Below are 19716 nucleotides of genomic sequence, written 5' to 3'. Positions count from 1 at the left end.
GCGGTCCGGAACGTCCCGTGCGGCTCCTCGGCCGTGCCCTCCGACCGCGGGAAGAACTCGTACCACGACCCGAACAACGCCCGCTCCCGCTCCACGAGCAGGGGCAGCTCGGCGGACCGGGTCACCAACTCCCGCAGCGGCCAACGGCCGAGGACGGCGTCGACCTCCGGGGTCAGCGCCGCGGCGAGCCGGGCCGTGGACGGCAGGCTCTCGTCGCGCAGCGCCGCCGCGGCGCCGAGCAGCACCTCCGCGGCCGCTGACCGCGCGGCACGTGCCGCCTTCGCGGCCTTGCCCGGCTTGGCGGCCTTGGCGCCCTTGCCCTTGCCGTGCCGCTCCGGTTTCCCGGCGGGCCGGGCCGCCGCGGGGGCGTCGTCCGTGAGACCGGCCGCCGCGCGTTCGTACAGGCGGGCGCCCTCGTCCAGGACGAGTTCGGTGTCGATCCCGGCGGGGATCTTGATGCGCGCGTTGTGCCGCCAGGTGGCGACCGGGTCGCCCCACGCCTCCACGGCGAAGGTCCAACGGCCCGGCGCGTCCGGGGTGACGGGGGCGCCCCAGCGGTCGGTGCCGGGCGCGATCTCGTGCATCGGGGTCCACGGGCCGGGCCGGCCCTGCGGATCCGTGAGGACGACGTTGGCCGCCACCGCGTCGTGCCCCTCGCGGAACACGGTCGCGGTGACCTGGAACGTCTCGCCGGTCACGGCCTTGGCCGGACGGCGTCCCTGCTGGACGACGGGGGCCACGTCCAGGACGGGGATGCGTCCCACGGCGGTGGCGGTGGCCGTGTCGTCCGGGCGCGCGGGGGACCCGGGGGGTGGCCCCGCGGTGCCGTGCCGTGCGGCGGCGCTCCGGTCGGGAGCGTGCCCCGCGACGGCCTGCTGTCCGGAGGCCGCGGGCGCCGCGGTGTCCGGCCGGCGGACGGGTGGTGCGCCGGCGCTTGGTGTCGGGGGTGCTGACGAGTGGTGCGTGGCGGGCATGACCGCTCCTGTCCGCGTCAACGAGGGTGTGGGCGGATGGGTGAGGGGAGGTGGGTCCTGCGGTTGAGCCTCTGCTGTACCTCTCCGTACCTCGGAGGCCGTACCGGAGGAGCCTTCCCACCCTATTCGGGTGAGCAATCCGGCACGTTGCTAACTACTCACACGTATCGCGGAGTGCAAGACCGGCCGCCGGCGTGACGGACCGTGGGAGCCGTCACCGGGTCAGCCTCTCTCCCCATTCCCCTCCCCACAAGCACGCCCGCCGTACGGACCGGCCGCACGGACCCGGGAAAGGGCGTGCGGAGAACGGCGCGATCCGGACGGCGTGCGCCGGGGCCCGGCGGACGTTCCGCCCCTCCCCGTACCCGGGTACGGCGGTCGAACACCCGCCCATGCGCCATGGTTGCCTAGCACCGGACCCCGCTACCGTCGAGACTGACGACGAGGCGTACACAGCCGTGCGACCTCTTTTCACGCCAGCGTGCAGAGGTGGAATGTGAAGGCGATCCGTCGATTCACCGTCCGTCCCGTTCTCCCCGAACCCCTCCGACCCCTCAGCGATCTGGCCCGCAATCTGCGCTGGTCATGGCATGCGGAGACCCGTGACCTGTTCCGGTCCGTCGATCCCGCCCTCTGGGCCGCATCGGACGGTGATCCCGTGCGCCTGCTCGGCGACGTGCCGTCCGCGCGGCTCAACGAACTGGCCGGGGACCCCGCGTTCCTGCGCCGCCTGGACGCCGCCGCCGAGGATCTGCGCGAGTACGTCGCCGGCGACCGCTGGTACCAGCAGCAGCCGGGCGAGCTGCCCGCGGCCGTCGCCTACTTCTCGCCCGAGTTCGGTGTCACCGCCGCCCTGCCCCAGTACTCGGGCGGGCTCGGCATCCTGGCCGGCGACCATCTGAAGGCCGCCAGCGACCTCGGGGTGCCGCTGATCGGTGTCGGGCTGCTCTACCGGCACGGCTACTTCCGGCAGAGCCTGTCCCGGGACGGCTGGCAGCAGGAGCACTATCCGGTCCTCGATCCCAACGAACTGCCCGTCGCCCTGCTCAAGGAGGCCGACGGCACCCCCGCCCAGGTGTCCCTCGCGCTGCCCGGCGGCGCCTCGCTGCGGGCGCACATCTGGCTCGCGCAGGTCGGCCGGGTGCCGCTGCTGATGCTGGACTCCGACGTCGAGGAGAACGACCTCGGCGAACGCGGCGTCACCGACCGTCTGTACGGGGGCGGGAGCGAGCACCGCCTGCTCCAGGAGATGCTGCTGGGCATCGGCGGGGTGCGGGCCGTGCGGACGTACTGCCGGCTCACCGGGCACCCGGCGCCCGAGGTCTTCCACACCAACGAGGGCCACGCCGGTTTCCTCGGACTGGAACGCATCGCCGAACTCTGCGACGCGGGAACGGACTTCGACACCGGTCTCGAAGCGGTCCGCGCGGGCACCGTGTTCACCACGCACACGCCGGTCCCCGCCGGCATCGACCGTTTCGACCGCGAACTGGTCGCCCGGCACTTCGGCCCGAACGCCGAGCTGCCCCGCATCGACGTCGAACGCATCCTGCACCTCGGCATGGAGACCTACCCCGGCGGCGAGCCCAACCTGTTCAACATGGCCGTCATGGGCCTGCGCCTGGGCCAGCGGGCCAACGGCGTCTCCCTGCTGCACGGCAAGGTCAGCCGCGAGATGTTCTCCGGGCTCTGGCCGGGCTTCGACGCCGAGGAGGTGCCGATCACCTCGGTGACCAACGGCGTGCACGCCCCGACCTGGGTGGCCCCCGAGGTGCTGCGGCTCGGTGCCGAACAGCTCGGCGCGCAACGCACCGAGGAGGCCCTGACCGGCGACGGCTCCGACCGCTGGGACGCCGTCGCGGGCATCCCCGACCAGGACATCTGGCAACTGCGCCGGGTGCTGCGCGAGCAGCTCGTGGAGGAGGTGCGCGAGCGGCTGCGCGCCTCCTGGCGGCAGCGCGGCGCGGGCTCCGCGGAACTGGGCTGGATCGACGGCGTCCTCGACCCGGACGTCCTCACCATCGGCTTCGCGCGGCGCGTGCCCTCGTACAAGCGGCTGACGCTGATGCTGCGCGACCGGGACCGGCTGATGGAGCTGCTGCTGCACTCCGAACGGCCGGTGCAGATCGTGGTGGCGGGCAAGGCGCACCCGGCGGACGACGGCGGCAAGCGGCTGGTGCAGGAGCTGGTCCGGTTCTCGGACGACCCGCGGGTGCGCCACCGCGTCGTCTTCCTGCCCGACTACGGCATGGCGATGGCGCAGAAGCTCTACCCCGGCTGCGACATCTGGCTCAACAACCCGCTGCGGCCCCTGGAGGCGTGCGGCACCAGCGGCATGAAGGCGGCCCTGAACGGCTGCCTGAACCTGTCGGTCATGGACGGCTGGTGGGACGAGTGGTTCCAGCCGGACTTCGGCTGGGCGATCCCCACGGCGGACGGCACCGGCACCGACCCGGACCGCCGCGACGACCTGGAGGCCGTGGCGCTGTACGAACTGCTCGAACAGCGGGTGGCGCCGCGCTTCTACGAGCGGGGCACGAGCGGCCTGCCGGACCGCTGGATCGAGATGGTCCGCCAGACCCTGACCCTGCTCGGCCCGAAGGTCCTGGCCGGGCGCATGGTCCGCGAGTACGTCGAACGGCTGTACGCGCCCGCCGCGCTCGCGCACCGCACGATGACCGGCGGGGCCGCCGGTGAGCTCGCGGGCTGGAAGGCCCGGGTGCGCGGCGCCTGGCCCGGCGTGAGCGTCGACCACGTCGAGGCGTCCGGTGCCCCGGCCACCGGCGAGCTGGGCACGACCCTGAACGTACGGGTCCTCGTGCGGCTCGGCGGTCTCGGGCCGGACGACGTCGAGGTGCAGGCGGTGTCGGGCCGGGTCGATCCCGAGGACCGCATCGCGGACGCCGTGACCGTCCCGCTGAAGCCGACGGGCGGCCCCGACCTGGACGGCCACTGGGTGTACGAGGGCCCGCTGTCCCTGGACCGCACGGGACCGTTCGGCTACACCGTCCGCGTGCTGCCCGCGCACCGGCTGCTGGCGTCCGGGGCCGAACTGGGCCTGGTCGCCGTGCCGACGGCGGAGCCGGGGGAGGCGGCGGGGGTCCTCTTGCGCTGAGGCGTACGGGCGGGGTGCCGGGCGGGGTAACCGTCCGGCGCCGCGTCCGGCGCGCGGGGCGGGCTCAGTCCTCGGAGTACGGGGCGCACATCGTGCGCAGGACGGAGCCGAGCCGCCGGGCGTAGGCGTGCTGGAGGCCGCGGGTGGCGGGGCCGCCCGCCCTCGAATACCACTTCACCGGGCGGGAGAACGCGGTGACGGTCAGCCAGACCGTTCCGTCACCGGTGCGGTCCACCACGAACGCCTCCTCGCCGGACTCCGGGTGGCCCGGCAGCGTGCCGTACGCCCAGCCCGTGCGGCGGTACTCCTCGTCGGCCCACACCACCCGGCACGGCGCCTTGATCATGCCGGCCAGCGTGACGGTGACGTCGACACCGGGGGCGGCACGCTCCGCGTCGGTCTCGATGCCGACGCCGGTGGCCCGGTGCAGCTCCCACGTCAGCAGCGCCTCGGACGCCCTGCGGAAGACCGGCTCGCCCTCGCCGACCCGGGTGCGCACGTGCAGCGGACGGAAGCCGGGCGGGCAGGAACCGCTCTCGCGAGTGGCGCCGACCGCGTCGTACGTGAAGGACATGGGCCAAGAGTAGGGCGGTACCCGGACCGTGTTCGCCCCGGGTACCGCCCCGCTCAAGTGACGTGGTGTCAGCTGACGTTGACGGCGGTCCAGGCCGCCGCCACGGTGGCGTACTCGGTGCTGGTGGAGCCGTACAGGGCGGACGCCGCGCTCAGCGTCGCCGTGCGGGCGCCGGTGTACTTCGTGGTGGACGTCATGTACTGGGTGAGCGCCTTGTACCAGATCTGGAGGGCCTTGGCCCGGCCGATCCCGGTGATCGTGGCACCGTTGTACGTCGGGGAGTTGTAGCTCACGCCGTTGACGGTCTTCGCGCCGCTGCCCTCGGACAGCAGGTAGAAGAAGTGGTTGGCCACGCCGGACGAGTAGTGGACGTCCTTGCTGCCCAGGCTGGAGGACCAGTAGTCGGCGGAGGCGCCGTCCTTGCTGGGCTTGTCCATGTAGCGCAGCGGCGTGCCGTTGCCGTTGATGTTGATCTTCTCGCCGATGAGGTAGTCACCGGGGTCGGAGGCGTTGTTGGCGTAGAACTCCACGCCGGTGCCGAAGATGTCGGAGGTCGCCTCGTTCAACCCGCCGGACTCGCCCGAGTAGTTGAGGCCCGCGGTGTTGGAGGTGACGCCGTGGCTCATCTCGTGGCCGGCCACGTCGAGGGCGGTCAGCGGGTGCGTGTTGCCGGAGCCGTCGCCGTAGGTCATGCAGAAGCAGCTGTCGTCCCAGAAGGCGTTGACGTAGCCGCTGCTGTAGTGGACCCGCGAGTAGGCGCCCACGCCGTTGTTCTTGATGCCGTTGCGCGCGAAGGTGTTCTTGTAGAAGTCCCAGGTCTCCTGGGCCCCGTACGCGGCGTCGGCGGCGGCCGTCTGGTCGGTGGTGGAGCTGGACGCGGCGCCCGTGCCCCAGACGTCGTCGGCGTCGGTGAACAGGGTGCCGGTGCCGGACGTCTTGTGGGCGAGGTTGTACGTCTTGTGCCCGCCGCGCGTGGTGTCGTAGAGCTGGTACGTCGTGCCCGACTTGTAGGTGCCGAGGGTGACGGTGCCCGAGTAGAGCGTCTTGCCGGTGCCGGTCTCGATGCCCTGGTACTCGTAGAGCTTCTTGCCGGTGGCGGCGTCGGTGATGACGTGCAGCTGGTTGGGGGTGCCGTCGTCCTGGAAGCCGCCGACGACCGTCTCGTACGCGAGGACCGGGGTGCCGGAGCCGGCCCAGATCACCTTGCTGGGCGCGGCGTCGGCCGCGGTCTTCGCCGAGCCGGCCGACTTCGCGGCGGTCAGCGCCTGCTTCTCGGCCGTCGAGGCGGCGATGGCGGGCGTGAGCGACGCGACGTCGAGGGAGGCGTTGGTCGCCCTGGTCACGCCCTCGGTCGCCCCGGACGCCGACGTGTGGACGACCAGGTCGCCGCCGAGGACGCGCAGACCGGCGTAGGTGCGCTCGTAGCGGGTGTGGGTGGTGCCGTCGGCGTCCTTGCTGACGTCCTTGACGACCAGCTTCTCCTGGGAGCCGAGACCTATCTTCGCGGCCGTCGCCGGAGCCGCGTCCGCCGCCTTCGCGAGCAGGGAGGTGCGGGCGGAGGCGGAGAGCTGGACCGGGGCGGCGAGTGGGGTCGCCGCCGAACTCGCGCCCGGGACCTGGGCGGTGGCGGTACCGGCGGCCAGACCGGTGGCGAGCAGGGAACCGGCGGCGACGGCGGTCGCGACGGCGAGGACGGAACGCTTGTGACGCGCGTAGAGGGGGGTCACGCAAACTCCTTCGTGGGGGGCCCGGACCGCGTGGGGGGCAGTTCGGGACGGGTGAGAAGCCTGTGCTGCGGCGTGCGGCAGAAGAGTGGCATCCAAGACGCGTACATGTCATGACCCCCAAGGGACGTTGGCCGAATCGCGTCCGCGAGGTGAACGTTGCAGGCGTGTGAACGGAGTTGGCGACCGTAAAGCCAAAGCCGGTGAACGGTACGGGAATGGCAAAGAAGCAAGGGTGCCGGGCGGCGCGGGAAGGGTGTGGCGGACCCCGGGCCTGCACCGTCAACTCGGGCCCGTGCCACGGCACAAGCTACTCCCGGCACCGAATGGTCGGTAGGGCGCGCGTCCGGCGGACGCCGCGGCGGGCCGTAACGTCCCGCGCCGGAAGGGTGTGAGCGCGCCGCCGGATCCGTGTCCGGAAATCAACCGTGAACACGGCCCGGCGGCACGCGGGTTACGCCAGGCTGTCGCGCCACGCGCGGTGCAGGTTCGCGAACCTGCCCGTCCCCGCGATCAGTTCGGCGGGCGCGCCGTCCTCCACGATGCGGCCGTGCTCCATCACCAGCACCCGGTCGGCGATCTCCACGGTGGACAGCCGGTGCGCGATCACCACCGCCGTACGGCCGCGCAGCACCGTCGACATGGCGTGCTGCACCGCCCGCTCGCCCGGCACGTCCAGCGAACTCGTCGCCTCGTCCAGGATCAGCACCGCCGGATCGGCCAGCAACGCCCGTGCGAAGGCGACCAGTTGACGCTGCCCCGCGGAGATGCGGCCGCCGCGCTTGCGCACGTCCGTGTCGTACCCGTCGGGCAGCGCCTCGATGAAGTCGTGCGCGCCGATGGCCTTCGCGGCCCGCTCGATGTCCTCGCGGGTGGCGTCCGGGCGCCCGATCGCGATGTTCTCCGCGACACTGCCGGAGAACAGGAACGACTCCTGCGTCACCATCACCACCCCGCGCCGCAGTTCGGGCACCGACAGGTCGCGCAGGTCCACGCCGTCCAGCAGCACCCGGCCCGTCGACGGGTCGTAGAACCGGGCCAGCAGCTTCGCCAGCGTCGACTTGCCCGCGCCCGTCGAGCCGACCACCGCGACCGTCTGCCCGGCCGGCAGGGTCAGGTCGAAGCGGGGCAGCACCTCGCCGCCGGTGCGGTAGCCGAAGCCCACCGCGTCGAACACGACCTCGCGGCCCCGCCGGCCCTCCTCGGCCGGCGGCAGCTCCCGCGGCGACGCCGGCTCGGGGACCGTCGGGGCCTGGGCGAGCAGCCCCGCGATCTTCTCCAGCGAGGCGGCCGCCGACTGGTAGGAGTTGAGGAACATGCCGAGCCGGTCGATCGGGTCGTAGAGCCGCCGCATGTACAGCACCGCGGCGGCCAGCACGCCCAGTTCGAGGCTGCCCTCGGCCACCCGGTAGGCACCCCACAGCACCATCCCCGCGACCGCCGTGTTGGCCACCAGCCGCGAACCGACCACGTAACGGGCCATCTCCAGCAGCGAGTCGCCGTTGGTGCGTTCGTGCCGCCGGTTCAGGACACGGAAGGCGTCGTCGTTGACGGCCTCGCGGCGGAACGCCCGCACCGGGCGGATGCCGTTCATCGTCTCCACGAACTTCACGATCACCCTGGCGATCGCCGTGGAGCGCACCCGGAAGACCTCGCCCGCCCGCCGCTGGTAGACCCGCACGAGCAGGTACAGCGGCACGAACGACGCCACCGCCACCGCCCCGATCCCGAGGTCCAGCCAGAGCAGCATCGCCGCGATGTACACGAACGACAGGATGACGGTGACCAGTTCCTGGAGGCCCTCGCTGAGCAGTTCCCGCAGCGACTCGACGTCCGTCGTCGAGCGGGAGATCAGTCGGCCCGAGGTGTAGCGCTCGTGGAAGTCGATGCTGAGCGCCTGCGCGTGCCGGAAGATGCGGCCGCGCAGGTCGAGCAGCACGTTCTGGTTGACCCGCGCCGCGGCCACGATGAACGCCCACTGGAGCGTGCCGGAGAGCAGCGCGCACAGCCCGTACGCGACGCCCACCGCGATCAGCGGGCCGTGGTCGTCGCGGCGCAGCGCGGGCACCGCGCTGTCGATGGCGTACGCCACCAGCAGCGGTCCGGCCTGCACCGCCGCCTGCTGGAACAGCAGCAGCAGCGTCGTGCGCACCACGCCCGCCCGCATGGGCGCCAGCAGCGACCGCAGCAGGGCGCCGGTCGCGCCGGGCGGCGCGGGCAGCGTGTCCCGGTCGAAGGGATCGTCCGCCGGACGGGGACCGGGCAGGTCCGGCGCGTGCCCGGCGGCGCCGGACGAGAGGTCCGGTCCGGCTGCGGCGGGGGCTCCGGCTCCGGCTCCGGCTCCGGCTCCGGTGAGCTGTTCGGCCTCCGGCGGTGTCGCGGGCGCCGTCATCGTTCGTCCTCCCCTTGTCCGGACATCAGGTGGGCGTACTCGGCGCTGGTGCTGAGCAGTTCGTGGTGGGTGCCGACGGCGGTGATCCGGCCCTCCGACAGCAGGGCGACCCGGTCGGCGAGCAGCACGGTGGACGGGCGGTGCGCCACGATCAGCGCGGTGGTGTCCGCGAGGACCTCGCGCAGCGCCGCCTCGACGGCCGCCTCGGTGTGCACGTCGAGGGCGGACAGCGGGTCGTCCAGGACGAGGAACGCGGGCCGGCCGACCACCGCCCGTGCCAGCGCCAGGCGTTGCCGCTGACCGCCGGACAGGCTCAGCCCCTGCTCGCCGACCTGGGTGGCGGTGCCCGAGGGGAGGTCGTGCACGAAGGACGCCTGGGCGACGGCCAGGGCGTGACCGAGTTCGGTGTCGCCCGCGTCCGCCGCGCCCATCAGGACGTTCTCGCCGACGCTCGCGGAGAACAGGGTGGGCTCCTCGAACGCGACCGCGACCCTGGCGCGCAGCTCGTCGCGGCTCATGGCGCGGATGTCCCGGCCGTCCAGCGTGATGCGGCCCGAGGTGATCTCGTGCAGGCGCGGCACCAGCGCCGTCAGCGTCGTCTTGCCGCTGCCCGTCGCGCCCACCAGGGCGAGGGACTCGCCGGGGCGGATGTGCAGGTCGATGTCGTCGAGGACCGGCGCCGAACCGTCGGGGGCGTCCGGGTAGCGGAACCGCACCCCGTGGAAGCGCAGGCCGCCCGCGTCCGCGCCGTCCGCGCCGTCCGCCCCGTCCGGGGCCGGGGTGCCGGCCGCCCGCGCGGTGTCCTCCTCCGGCGCGTCCATGACCTCGAAGTACCGCTCGGTCGCCGTCGCCGCCTCCTGGCTCATCGCCAGCAGGAAGCCGATCGCGTCCACCGGCCAGCGCAGCGCCAGCGCGGTCGACAGGATCGCCACCAGCGTGCCCGCCGACAGGTCGCCGTCCGCCACCCGCACGGCGCCCAGCACCAGGGCCGCCCCGATGGCCAGCTCCGGCAGGGTGACGATGACGCCCCAGATGGTCGCCAGCAGCCGCGCCTTGTGCATCTCCGTCGACCACAGCCGGCCCGACAGTTCCCGGAAGACCAGCGCCTGACTGCGGTGCTGGCCGAAGCCCTTGACGATGCGGATGCCGAGCACGCTCTCCTCGACCACCGTCGTCAGGTCGCCCACCTGGTCCTGCGCGAGGCGCGCCACGTGCGCGTACCGCTTCTCGAAGATCGCGCAGGTGATCACCACGGGCACCGCCGGGCCGAGGACGACCAGGCCCAGCGTCCAGTCCTGGATCAGCATGATCACCACGCCGACGAGGATGGTCACGCCGTTGACGAGCAGGAACGTCAGCGGGAAGGCGAGGAACTGCCGCAGCAGCATCAGGTCCGTGGTGGCCCGCGACAGCAACTGGCCCGAGGGCCAGCGGTCGTGGAACGCGACGGGCAGCCGCTGGAGGTGCCGGTAGAGACCGGCCCGCATCTCCGCCTCGACGTGCGACAGCGGACGCGCCACCAGCCAGCGCCGCATGCCGAACAGCAGGGCCTCGGCGACGCCGAGCAGCAGCAGGTAGAGCGCGCCGAGCCACACACCGCGCGTGTCCCGGTCGGCGATCGGGCCGTCCACCATCCACTTGAGGACGAGCGGGATCACGAGCCCCACGCAGGAGGCGACTATCGCGACGGCCGCGGCGGTGAACAGCCGTACGCGCACGGGCCGTACGTACGGCCACAGGCGCAGCAGGGCGCGGGCGGAGGAGCGTTGGGCGGGGGCAGGTGAGGTGGACATCAAGGGGGAGCCTACGGACCGGCACCGACACTGCCCAGTGGGTTTTTGGCGGGAACGCCGTGGGCCGCAGGTCCTACGACCTGCGACGCAGCGGCCGAAACCGTACGGCGGCCCCAACCCGGCGCTCCCCGCCCGCCGGTCGGGCGACGCCCCGCATCAACCGATCGGCGGACCCCGCCCGACGATCGGCCGACGCGGATCGCGACGGGTCGGCCGATGCGCCGGAACCCGCCCCGCGGCCACGCTGGGTGCATGCCAGCGACCCCCGTCATCGAAGTCAGCGAACTGCGCAAGTCCTACGGCGGCCGGCCCGTCGTCGACGGTGTCTCCCTCGCCGTCGAGGAGGGCGAGATCTTCGGCGTCCTCGGCCCCAACGGAGCCGGCAAGACCACCACCGTCGAGTGCGTCGCCGGGCTGCGCGTCCCCGACGCCGGACGCGTTCGCGTCACCGGTCTCGATCCCGCGGCCGACCACGCCGAGGTCGCCGCCGTCCTCGGCGTGCAGCTCCAGCAGAGCGAACTCCAGGGCAAGTTGACCGTCCGCGAGGCCCTGCGGATGTACGCCTCGTTCTATCCGCGCCCGCTCGACTGGGGACCCCTGGTCGAACGCCTGGGCCTGGAGCCCCTGTTGAACAGCCGCTTCGGCAAGCTGTCCGGCGGCCAGAAGCAGCGCCTGTTCGTCGCGCTCGCCCTGATCGGCGGACCCCGGGTGGTGATCCTCGACGAACTGACCACCGGACTCGACCCGCGGGCCCGCCGCGACACCTGGCAGCTCGTCGAGGACGTCCGCGCGTCCGGTGTCACCGTCCTGCTGGTCACGCACTTCATGGAGGAGGCGCAGCGGCTGTGCGACCGGATCGCGGTCATCGACAGGGGCCGGGTCGTCGCCCTCGACACCCCGGCCGGACTGGTGCGCCGCTCGGCCGGCGCCACCGTCGTCAGCTTCACCCCGTCCGAGCCGCTGGACGACGGTGACCTGAACGCGCTGCCCGCGCTCGCCTCGATCGAGCGCAAGGACGGCCGGATCACGCTGTCCGGCACCGACGACACCGTCGACGCCGTCATCACGCTGCTCGCCCGGCGGCACGTCACCGCACGTCAACTCCGCGTCGTGGACGCCACGTTGGACGACGCGTTCCTCGACCTCACCAAGGACGCCTCATGAGCACCCCCGGCACCGCCACCCGCCCCGCACCGACCGCCGCCGCTCCCCGCGCGCGGACCCTCGGCGCCCCCTTCGACAGCTCCGTACTGCGCACCGAGGCACGGCTGTTCGCCCGCGAGCCCGGCGCCCTCTTCTGGGTCGTGCTGTTCCCGACGGTGCTGCTGCTGATCCTCGGCGCGATCACCTCGTTCCGTCGGCCCGACGCGTCCTACGGCGGGCTGCGCCCGATCGACGCGTACGTGCCGGTCGCCGTGCTCCTCGGCCTGATCGTCGGCGGCCTCCAGTCCATGCCCCAGGCCCTCACCGGCTACCGCGAACGCGGCATCCTGCGCCGGATGTCGACCACCCCGGTGCGTCCGGCGGCGCTGCTGTCCGCGCAGATGGTGGTGTTCGGCGGGGCGGCCCTGGTGTCGGCCCTGCTCGCCCTCGCGGTGGGCCGCCTCGTGTACGACGTCGCCCTGCCGAAGCAGCCCGGCGGTTACCTGCTGGCGCTGCTGCTCGCGGTCCTGGTCGCCCTCGCGCTCGGCGCGGTGGTCTCCGCCCTGTCGCCGACCACGAAGGTCGCGGGGGCGGTCGGCTCGGCGGTGTTCTTCCCGATGATGTTCTGCGCCGGCGTGTGGCTCCCCGTGCAGGCGATGCCCGACACCCTCGCGAGCATCGTCGGCCTGACCCCCTTCGGCGCGGCGGCCCAGGCGCTGAACCAGGCGGCGGCGGGCGACTGGCCGAGCTGGTCCCACCTCGGCGTGGTCGCCGCCTGGGCGGTGCTGCTGTCGGCGGCCGCGACGCGCTGGTTCCGGTGGGAGTAGGCGCCGGAGGCGGGGAACCGGCCGTGCAGACTGGGGAGATGACGACGCAGGACCGACGCATCGAGCGGCGCTGGGAGCAGCTCCACACCTGGGGGCCGTACACGCTGCTCGGCGTCGGCGCCGTCCTGACGGTCGCCTCCGCCGACCCGGACGCGCCGGCCGCCAAGTGGTACGCCGCCGGGGCCCTGACGCTCGCCGCGCTCGTGCTCCAGCTGTGGTGGCACGGCACCGGCCACCGCGAGGGCGGCCGCCGCGTCCCGTCCCGGGCGGGGGCGGTGTACTACTCCGTCCGCTGGGCCCTGGCCCTCGCCCTGACCTGGCTCAACCCGTTCTTCGCGTTCTACGCCGCCGCCGGCTACATGGACGCCGACGAGACCCTGCCGGGCAGGTGGCAGCGGCTCGGACTGTTCGCGAGCGCGGTGACCGTGGCGAGCGCGCAGTCCGGCGGGCTGCCCTTCGAAAGCCCGGTGCAGTGGATCCTGTTCACCGCGCTCCTGATCGCCAACTCCGGTGTCCAGATGGCGGTCGCGCACGTCACCGAGCAGGAGACGCGGCGGACGGCCGAGCGCGCCGCGACCATCGCCGAACTGGAACGCGCCAACACGGCCCTGCACCAGGCCCTCGACGAGAACGCCGCCCTGCACGCCCAGCTCCTCGTGCAGGCGAGGGAGGCGGGTGTCGCCGACGAACGCCGCCGGCTCGCCGCCGAGATCCACGACACCCTCGCGCAGGGCCTCACCGGGATCATCGCCCAGCTCCAGGTGGTCCAGAACACGCCCGACCCGGCCACCGGCCGCCTGCACACCGGCCGCGCGCTGGACCTCGCACGGCACAGCCTCGGCGAGGCCCGGCGTTCCGTGCACAACCTGGTACCGGCGGCCCTCGCCGAGGACGAGCTGTCCGAGGCCCTGCGCAAGACGGTCGCCGACTGGGGCGAACGCACCGGCGTACGGGCCGAGTTCACCGTCACCGGCACCACCGGACCGCTGCACGACGAGGTCGCCGCGACCCTGCTGCGCATCGCGGAGGAGGCACTGTCCAACGCGGCACGGCACGCGCACCCGACCCGTACCGGGGTGACCCTGTCCTTCATGGGCGGCGAGGTCAGCCTCGACGTCCGCGACGACGGGCACGGCTTCGACCCGCTCGCGCTGCCCGCCCGCGACAGCACCGGGGGCTTCGGCCTCCCCGGCATGCGCGCCCGCGCCGAACGCGTGGCCGGTTCCCTCACCGTCGAGTCGGAGCCGGGGCAGGGCACGGCGGTCTCGGCTCGCGTACCGTTGCTCCGCCATGACCGATGACACGCGCACCGACGCCGGCACCACGATCACGCTCCTCATCGTCGACGACCACCCCGTCGTGCGCGACGGCCTGCGCGGCATGTTCGAGTCCGCCCCCGGTTTCCGCGTGCTCGGCGAGGCCGGCGACGGCGTCGAGGCGGTGGCCCGCGCCGCCGAACTCGACCCGGACGTCGTGCTGATGGACCTGCGCATGCCGGGCGGCGGCGGCGTCGACGCGATCGCCGAACTGACCCGGCGCGGCAGCCGCGCCAAGGTCCTCGTGCTGACGACGTACGACACCGACTCCGACACGCTGCCCGCGATCGAGGCGGGCGCCACCGGCTACCTGCTCAAGGACGCCCCGCGCGACGACCTGTTCGCGGGGGTGCGCGCCGCCGCCGAGGGCCGCACCGTCCTGTCGCCCGCCGTCGCGTCCCGGCTGGTCTCGGCGGTCCGCGCGCCCGGCAACGAACCGCTGTCCGCCCGCGAGCGCGAGGTGCTGGCCCTGGTCGCCAAGGGCACCCCGAACCGCGAGATCGCCCGCACGCTGTTCATCAGCGAGGCGACGGTGAAGACCCATCTCACCCATCTCTACGGCAAGTTGGGCGTCAAGGACCGCGCGGCGGCGGTGGCGGTCGCCTACGACCGGGGCATCCTCGGCTGACCACCGCCCGACAACTCCCGTTCCCTGCCCTGCCGTTCACCCCACCCGCAGCAGCAGCACCGACCTCGGCGGCAGGGTGACGCAGGCTCCCGCCGGGTGTTCCGTGCCCGGCTCCCCGGTCTGGTCCTCGCACGAGGTGTCGACGACCACCTCGTAGCGCCGGGCCCACGGCGTGCCCGGCAGCACGAAGCTCGCCGGGCGGTCCCCGGCGTGCAGCACGGCGAGGAAGCTGTCGTCGAGGAACGGCTCGCCGCGCTCGTCGCGGCCCGGGATGTCCCGCCCCGACAGGTACATCCCGAGGGTGGCGGCCGGCGCGTACCAGTCGTGCTCGGTCATCTCGGTGCCCCGCGCGGTGAACCACGCCAGGTCCCGCAGCCCGTCGGCCGAGTGGGCCCGCCCGGAGAAGAACGCCCGGCGCCGCAGCACCGGGTGGCGGTGCCGCAGCGCGATCAGCCGGGCGGTCAGGTCGGTCAGCGCCCGCCAGCCCGGCTCCTCCAGGAGGCCCCAGTCGACCCAGCCGATCTCGTTGTCCTGGCAGTAGGCGTTGTTGTTGCCGCCCTGGGTGCGGCCCATCTCGTCGCCCGCGACCAGCATCGGCACGCCCGTCGAGAGCAGCAGCGTGGTCAGCAGGTTCCGCAGCTGCCGCCGTCGCAGCTCCGTGACGTCCGGGTCGTCGGTGGCGCCCTCGGCCCCGCAGTTCCAGGACCGGTTGTCGTTCGTGCCGTCGCGGTTGCCCTCGCCGTTGGCCTCGTTGTGCTTGCGCCCGTACGAGACGAGGTCGCGCAGGGTGAAACCGTCGTGCGCCGTCACGAAGTTGACCGAGGCGTAGGGGCGCCGCCCGCCCCACGCGTACAGGTCGCTCGACCCCGACAGGCGGTAGCCGAGGTCGCGCACGTCGGGCAGCGCGCCGCGCCAGAAGTCGCGGACGGCGTCGCGGTAGCGGTCGTTCCACTCCGTCCACAGCGGCGGGAAGGCGCCCACCTGGTAGCCGCCCGAACCGACGTCCCACGGCTCGGCGATCAGCTTCACCCGCCGCAGCACCGGGTCCTGCGCGATGACCGCGAGGAACGGGGAGAGCATGTCCACGTCGTGCATGGAACGGGCGAGGGCCGCCGCCAGGTCGAAGCGGAAGCCGTCCACCCCCATCTCCGTCACCCAGTAGCGCAGCGAGTCCGTGATCAGGCGCAGCACGTTCGGCTGCACGACGTGCAGGGTGTTGCCGCAGCCCGTGTAGTCGGCGTAGCGGCGGGCGTCGTCCTGGAGCCGGTAGTAGCCGCGGTTGTCGATGCCCTTCAACGACAGCGACGGACCCAGTTCGCCGCCCTCCGCGGTGTGGTTGTAGACGACGTCGAGGATCACCTCGATGCCGGCCGCGTGCAGCGCGCGCACCATCCGCTTGAACTCGCCGACCTGCTGCCCGGTGGTGCCGGTCGCCGCGTACGCCGCGTGCGGGGCGAAGTAGCCGATCGAGTTGTAGCCCCAGTGGTTGCGCAGGCCGCGCCGCAGCAGGTGGTCCTCGTGCGCGAACTGGTGCACCGGCAGCAGCTCCACCGCCGTCACGCCCAGGCGCTTCAGGTGCCCGATCGCCGCCGGGTGCGCGAGCCCGGCGTACGTGCCGCGCAGCTCGGGGGGCACCTCCGGGTGCCGCATGGTGAAGCCGCGGACGTGCAGTTCGTACAGGACGGTGTCCGCCCAGGGCGTCTTGGGCCGGTGGTCGTCCGCCCAGTCGTCGTCGTCCCGCACGACGACCCCCTTGGGCACGAAGGGCGCCGAGTCGCGGTCGTCGCGCACGGTGTCCGCGACGTGCTGCTGCGGCCAGTCCCGCACGTGCGCGTACACCTCGGGCGGCAGCGCGAAGTCGCCGTCCACGGCACGCGCGTACGGGTCGAGCAGCAGCTTCGCGGGGTTCCAGCGGGCGCCGGTCCACGGGTCCCAGCGGCCGTGCACCCGGTAGCCGTAGCGGCGGCCCGGCTCGACGCCCGGTACGAAGCCGTGCCAGATCTCGTGCGTCAGTTCGGTCAGGGGTACGCGTGTCTCCCGGCCGCCGGGCGCGGGCCCGTCGAACAGGCACAGCTCGACGGCCTCCGCGCCGCCGGCCCACAGCGCGAAGTTGGTGCCGGCCACCCCGTCCGGGCCGACCCGGTGGCGGGCCCCCAGCGGGGTCGGGGCACCGGGCCACACCGGCGGTCCCGGCGGCTCGGCGTGCCCGACGCCGTTCACCACCAGGGCGGGAAGCGCCGCCTCGACGGCGCGCTTCCCGGTCACTTCCTCCTGCTCGGCTGCGCTGGACACCGTTCAGCCTCCCGCGGCTCGTGCAACGACGGGCACGGGGTGGGCGGCGTCCCGGGCCGCGGCACCTCGACGCGCCGTCCTCCCCACTGTTCTGCCCAGAGCTTGGCTCGCACTCACGTTTCCCCGGAGCGCACCGCGTCGTTGTGCAGCGCGTGAGGCACGTAACTGGACGCGCGCGGCGCGCGGGGGCCGCGCTGGCGGCGGTACTGACATGGACAGGCCTGGTGGCCGGCGCGTCCGGCTGTTCGGGGCACGGCACGAGCGCGATCGACGAGATGCTCGGCAAACCGCCCGAGCCCGCGGACTTCGTCCACGTCTCGCCCGACGACGGGAGGAAGGGGGTGCGGCCGGGGCAGCGGCTGCGGGTGGAGATCCCCGAGGGGCACCTGGAGTCGGTGAAGGTCGTGCGGTCGCAGGACGCGCAGGACACGACGGTGTCCGGCCGGGTCTCCGGGGACGGCCGGACCTGGCTGCCCGACGACGAACGGCTCGGCCTCGGCGCCGCGTACACGGTCGACGCGGTGGCCGTCGACGACGACGGGCGGCGCCTGGCCCGGCACACCACGTTCACCACCTTCGTCCCCGACGAGCGGTTCATCGCGTACGTCACTCCGGAGAACCGCTCCACCGTCGGCACCGGCATGATCGTCTCGCTGGCTTTCAACCGGGAGATCACCGACCGCGCCGCCGTCGAACGCGCCGTGCGCGTCACCGCCCGGCCCGGCGTCGAGATCCGCCCGCACTGGTTCGGGCGCAGCCGCCTCGACTTCCGCCCCGAGACCTACTGGAAACCCGGCACCGAGGTCACCGTCGACCTGCGGCTGCGGGACGTCGAAGGCGCGCGCGGCGTCTACGGACTCCAGTACCGGACGTACACGTTCACCGTGGGCCGCAGCCAGGTCTCCCTCGTCGACGCGGCCGAGCACACCATGGAGGTGCGCCGCGACGGCAACCTGGTCGCGACGGTGCCGATCACGGCCGGGGCACCCAAGAACCCCACGTACAACGGGAAGATGGTGGTCCTGGAGATGCTCGACGTGACCCGGATGAACAGCCGTACGGTCGGCTTCGGCGGCGAGTACGACATCCCCGACGTCCCGCACGCCATGCGGCTCACCGACACCGGCACCTTCCTGCACGGCAACTACTGGGCGCCGACCGCCCCCGGCCGCGTCAACGTCAGCCACGGCTGCGTCGGCCTGCGGGACGTCAAGGGCGGCAGCTCGGACACGCCCGCGGGGTGGTTCTTCGACCGGAGTCTTGTCGGGGACGTGGTCGAGGTCGTGCACAGCAAGGACCGGACCGTGCCCGCGGACAACGGACTCGGCGGCTGGAACATGGGCTGGCGCGAGTGGACGGCGGGCGGAGCGGTCAAGTAACCCCTGCTCGCGTGGAGTTGGCGCCCGCCCCGTGCGCCGGGCGCCGCCCCCCGCCGCCCCGCGGTCCGGCCCCGCGGCACCGGCCCGCGAGCCGCCCTTGTACGCCTGCGGCCGGTGACGCGCGCCCGGGGGCCGAAGTCGGGACCGAACGGTGACATTGACGGGACGCCGTCGTGGCGGGAGCTGTGGTTTCCTGTGCGCCGAGCGCGCTGCGCGCGCGGGAACGTACGGGCCCGACCAGGCCCGGCGAGGGGAGCAGACTTGAACGTGCGGCCGATACCGGGCAGTTGGGATGGCGTGCGGGGGCGCGGCGGCAGGGGGCCCTGGGCGCTGGTGCTCGGCGTCCTGCTGCTGGCGGTCACCGCCTGCGGCGGCGGAGGAAGCCCGGAGCACGCCCGGAGCACGGGTGACGCGAAGGGGGCGAGCGCGGATCCGTCCCGCTCGGCGCAGTCGCAGGCCGTGGTCACCGTCGCGCCCGAGGACGGCGCGAAGTCGGTGGACACCAGCGGCGCCCTCAAGGTGAGCGCGGCGAAGGGCAGGCTGACGACGGTCAGCGTCGAGGACGCCGACGGGCACGCCGTCGACGGGAAGATCACCGGTGACGGCACGGGCTGGGCGCCCACCTCGCACCTCGCCGCGTCCACGACGTACCGCGTGCACGCGGTCGCCGAGGACACCGACGGGCGCAAGGCCGCCGAGGACACCACGTTCACGACGCTGACGCCGCAGAACACCTTCATCGGGTACTTCACGCCCGAGGACGGATCGACGGTCGGTGTGGGCATGCCGTTCTCGGTGCGCTTCACGCGGGGCATCACGCACCCGGACGACGTCGAGAAGGCCATCAGCATCAAGACGGACCCGCCGGTCGACGTCGAGGGCCACTGGTTCGGCAACGACCGCCTCGACTTCCGGCCCGACAAGTACTGGGCGGCCGGCACCAAGGTCACCGTCAAGCTCGACCTCGACGGCGTCGAGGGCCGCTCCGGCGTCTACGGCAAGCAGGCCAAGACGGTGTCCTTCACCATCGGCCGCAACCAGGTGTCCGTCGTGGACGCCAAGACGCACAAGATGAAGGTCACCCAGGACGGCAAGACCGTGCGGACGCTGCCGGTCACCACCGGCAAGCCCGGTTACGACACCTGGAACGGGCAGATGGTCATCAGCCAGAAGCTCACGGTGACCCGCATGAACGGCGAGACGGTCGGCTACGGCGGCGAGTACGACATCAAGGACGTCCCGCACGCCATGCGGCTCACGGACTCCGGCACGTTCGCGCACGGCAACTACTGGGGCGGCTCCGCGTTCGGCAACTACAACGCGAGCCACGGCTGCATCGGCCTGAGCGACGTGCGCGGCGGCTACTCCAAGACCACCCCGGCCGCCTGGTTCTTCAACCACTCGCTGCTCGGCGACGTGGTCGTGGTGAAGCACTCGGACGACAAGACCGTCGACCCGGCCAACGGGCTCAACGGCTGGAACATGTCGTGGGCGGACTGGACGAAGTGAGCCGTGCCCGCCGCGGCGGGCCGGTGGAGTGAGCGACGGGACCCGGTGGT

Annotated in this window: 13 protein-coding genes; 7 read left to right on the top strand and 6 right to left on the bottom strand. The window is 73.1% G+C overall.

The genetic code is table 11. The annotated features are described in order from the left end of the window. Positions 1-974, bottom strand: a 974-nt coding sequence (locus ACFZA0_RS21925; RefSeq protein ID WP_391019451.1) for a maltotransferase domain-containing protein, incomplete at its 3' end; no start/stop codon positions are given. Positions 975-1470: 496 nt separating this feature from the next. Between ACFZA0_RS21925 and ACFZA0_RS21920 the strand changes: the two genes are divergently transcribed. Next, positions 1471-4089 carry an alpha-glucan family phosphorylase gene (locus ACFZA0_RS21920; protein WP_391019448.1) on the top strand — a complete coding sequence of 873 codons (2619 nt, stop codon included), beginning with the start codon at positions 1471-1473 and terminating at the stop codon, positions 4087-4089. 64 nt (positions 4090-4153) lie between these two features. On the opposite strand, the gene ACFZA0_RS21915 is transcribed toward ACFZA0_RS21920, so the two are convergent. The 4 genes from ACFZA0_RS21915 to ACFZA0_RS21900 form a co-directional block, all read right to left on the bottom strand. After that, the gene (locus ACFZA0_RS21915; protein ID WP_391019445.1) at positions 4154-4663 is read right to left on the bottom strand and encodes a DUF1990 family protein; all 510 of its coding nucleotides are present in this window, start codon (positions 4661-4663) and stop codon (positions 4154-4156) included. Between the two features lie 68 nt (positions 4664-4731). Continuing rightward, positions 4732-6390 (bottom strand): M4 family metallopeptidase, encoded by a 1659-nt coding sequence (locus ACFZA0_RS21910; RefSeq protein WP_391019441.1) that lies wholly within the window; start codon positions 6388-6390, stop codon positions 4732-4734. Between the two features lie 451 nt (positions 6391-6841). Beyond that, the gene (locus tag ACFZA0_RS21905; RefSeq protein WP_391019439.1) at positions 6842-8779 is read right to left on the bottom strand and encodes an ABC transporter transmembrane domain-containing protein; all 1938 of its coding nucleotides are present in this window, start codon (positions 8777-8779) and stop codon (positions 6842-6844) included. Continuing rightward, on the bottom strand, positions 8776-10572 hold the full coding sequence (locus ACFZA0_RS21900; RefSeq protein WP_391019437.1) for an ABC transporter transmembrane domain-containing protein: 1797 nt from the start codon (positions 10570-10572) through the stop codon (positions 8776-8778). Before ACFZA0_RS21900 ends, ACFZA0_RS21905 begins: the two co-directional genes overlap by 4 nt. 252 nt (positions 10573-10824) lie before the next feature. Between ACFZA0_RS21900 and ACFZA0_RS21895 the strand changes: the two genes are divergently transcribed. The 4 genes from ACFZA0_RS21895 to ACFZA0_RS21880 are packed head-to-tail and all read left to right on the top strand — an operon-like array spanning position 10825 to position 14486. Beyond that, a complete protein-coding gene (locus ACFZA0_RS21895) occupies positions 10825-11736 on the top strand; it encodes an ATP-binding cassette domain-containing protein (RefSeq protein WP_391019434.1) in 912 nt (303 codons plus the stop codon). Continuing rightward, on the top strand, positions 11733-12542 hold the full coding sequence (locus ACFZA0_RS21890; RefSeq protein WP_391019431.1) for an ABC transporter permease: 810 nt from the start codon (positions 11733-11735) through the stop codon (positions 12540-12542). Before ACFZA0_RS21895 ends, ACFZA0_RS21890 begins: the two co-directional genes overlap by 4 nt. Positions 12543-12580: 38 nt before the next feature. After that, positions 12581-13843, top strand: a complete 1263-nt coding sequence (locus tag ACFZA0_RS21885; RefSeq protein WP_391019428.1) for an ATP-binding protein — start codon at positions 12581-12583, stop codon at positions 13841-13843. Next, the gene (locus ACFZA0_RS21880; RefSeq protein ID WP_391019426.1) at positions 13833-14486 is read left to right on the top strand and encodes a response regulator; all 654 of its coding nucleotides are present in this window, start codon (positions 13833-13835) and stop codon (positions 14484-14486) included. Before ACFZA0_RS21885 ends, ACFZA0_RS21880 begins: the two co-directional genes overlap by 11 nt. Positions 14487-14522: 36 nt before the next feature. Here the strand turns inward: ACFZA0_RS21880 and glgX are convergent, their stop codons facing one another. Next, complete coding sequence (gene glgX / locus ACFZA0_RS21875; RefSeq protein ID WP_391019424.1) at positions 14523-16778, bottom strand: glycogen debranching protein GlgX; 2256 nt, start codon at positions 16776-16778, stop codon at positions 14523-14525. A gap of 152 nt (positions 16779-16930) precedes the next feature. Here glgX and ACFZA0_RS21870 point away from each other — a divergent pair, with 152 nt between their 5' ends. Both ACFZA0_RS21870 and ACFZA0_RS21865 read left to right on the top strand, forming a co-directional pair. Continuing rightward, a complete protein-coding gene (locus ACFZA0_RS21870; protein ID WP_391019422.1) occupies positions 16931-18157 on the top strand; it encodes an Ig-like domain-containing protein in 1227 nt (408 codons plus the stop codon). A gap of 261 nt (positions 18158-18418) precedes the next feature. Next, positions 18419-19666: an Ig-like domain-containing protein gene (locus tag ACFZA0_RS21865; protein WP_391019419.1), complete on the top strand. Its 1248-nt coding sequence runs from the start codon at positions 18419-18421 to the stop codon at positions 19664-19666. The last annotated feature ends 50 nt before the right edge of the window (positions 19667-19716 follow it).

The sequence above is a fragment of the Streptomyces sp. NPDC008150 genome (genome assembly GCF_042956945.1).
Taxonomy (GTDB): Bacteria; Actinomycetota; Actinomycetes; order Streptomycetales; family Streptomycetaceae; genus Streptomyces.
Note: the sequence above shows the minus strand (reverse complement) of the source record. Positions and strands in the feature narration are given on the sequence as shown.

Excerpts from the sequence above, each read along its gene's own strand:
- ACFZA0_RS21885 (WP_391019428.1), top strand. The coding sequence starts at position 12,581 with ATGACGACGCAGGACCGACGCATCGAGCGGCGCTGGGAGCAGCTCCAC.
- ACFZA0_RS21915 (WP_391019445.1), bottom strand. The coding sequence starts at position 4,663 with ATGTCCTTCACGTACGACGCGGTCGGCGCCACTCGCGAGAGCGGTTCC.
- ACFZA0_RS21890 (WP_391019431.1), top strand. The coding sequence starts at position 11,733 with ATGAGCACCCCCGGCACCGCCACCCGCCCCGCACCGACCGCCGCCGCT.
- ACFZA0_RS21905 (WP_391019439.1), bottom strand. The coding sequence starts at position 8,779 with ATGACGGCGCCCGCGACACCGCCGGAGGCCGAACAGCTCACCGGAGCC.
- ACFZA0_RS21880 (WP_391019426.1), top strand. The coding sequence starts at position 13,833 with ATGACCGATGACACGCGCACCGACGCCGGCACCACGATCACGCTCCTC.
- ACFZA0_RS21900 (WP_391019437.1), bottom strand. The coding sequence starts at position 10,572 with ATGTCCACCTCACCTGCCCCCGCCCAACGCTCCTCCGCCCGCGCCCTG.
- ACFZA0_RS21895 (WP_391019434.1), top strand. The coding sequence starts at position 10,825 with ATGCCAGCGACCCCCGTCATCGAAGTCAGCGAACTGCGCAAGTCCTAC.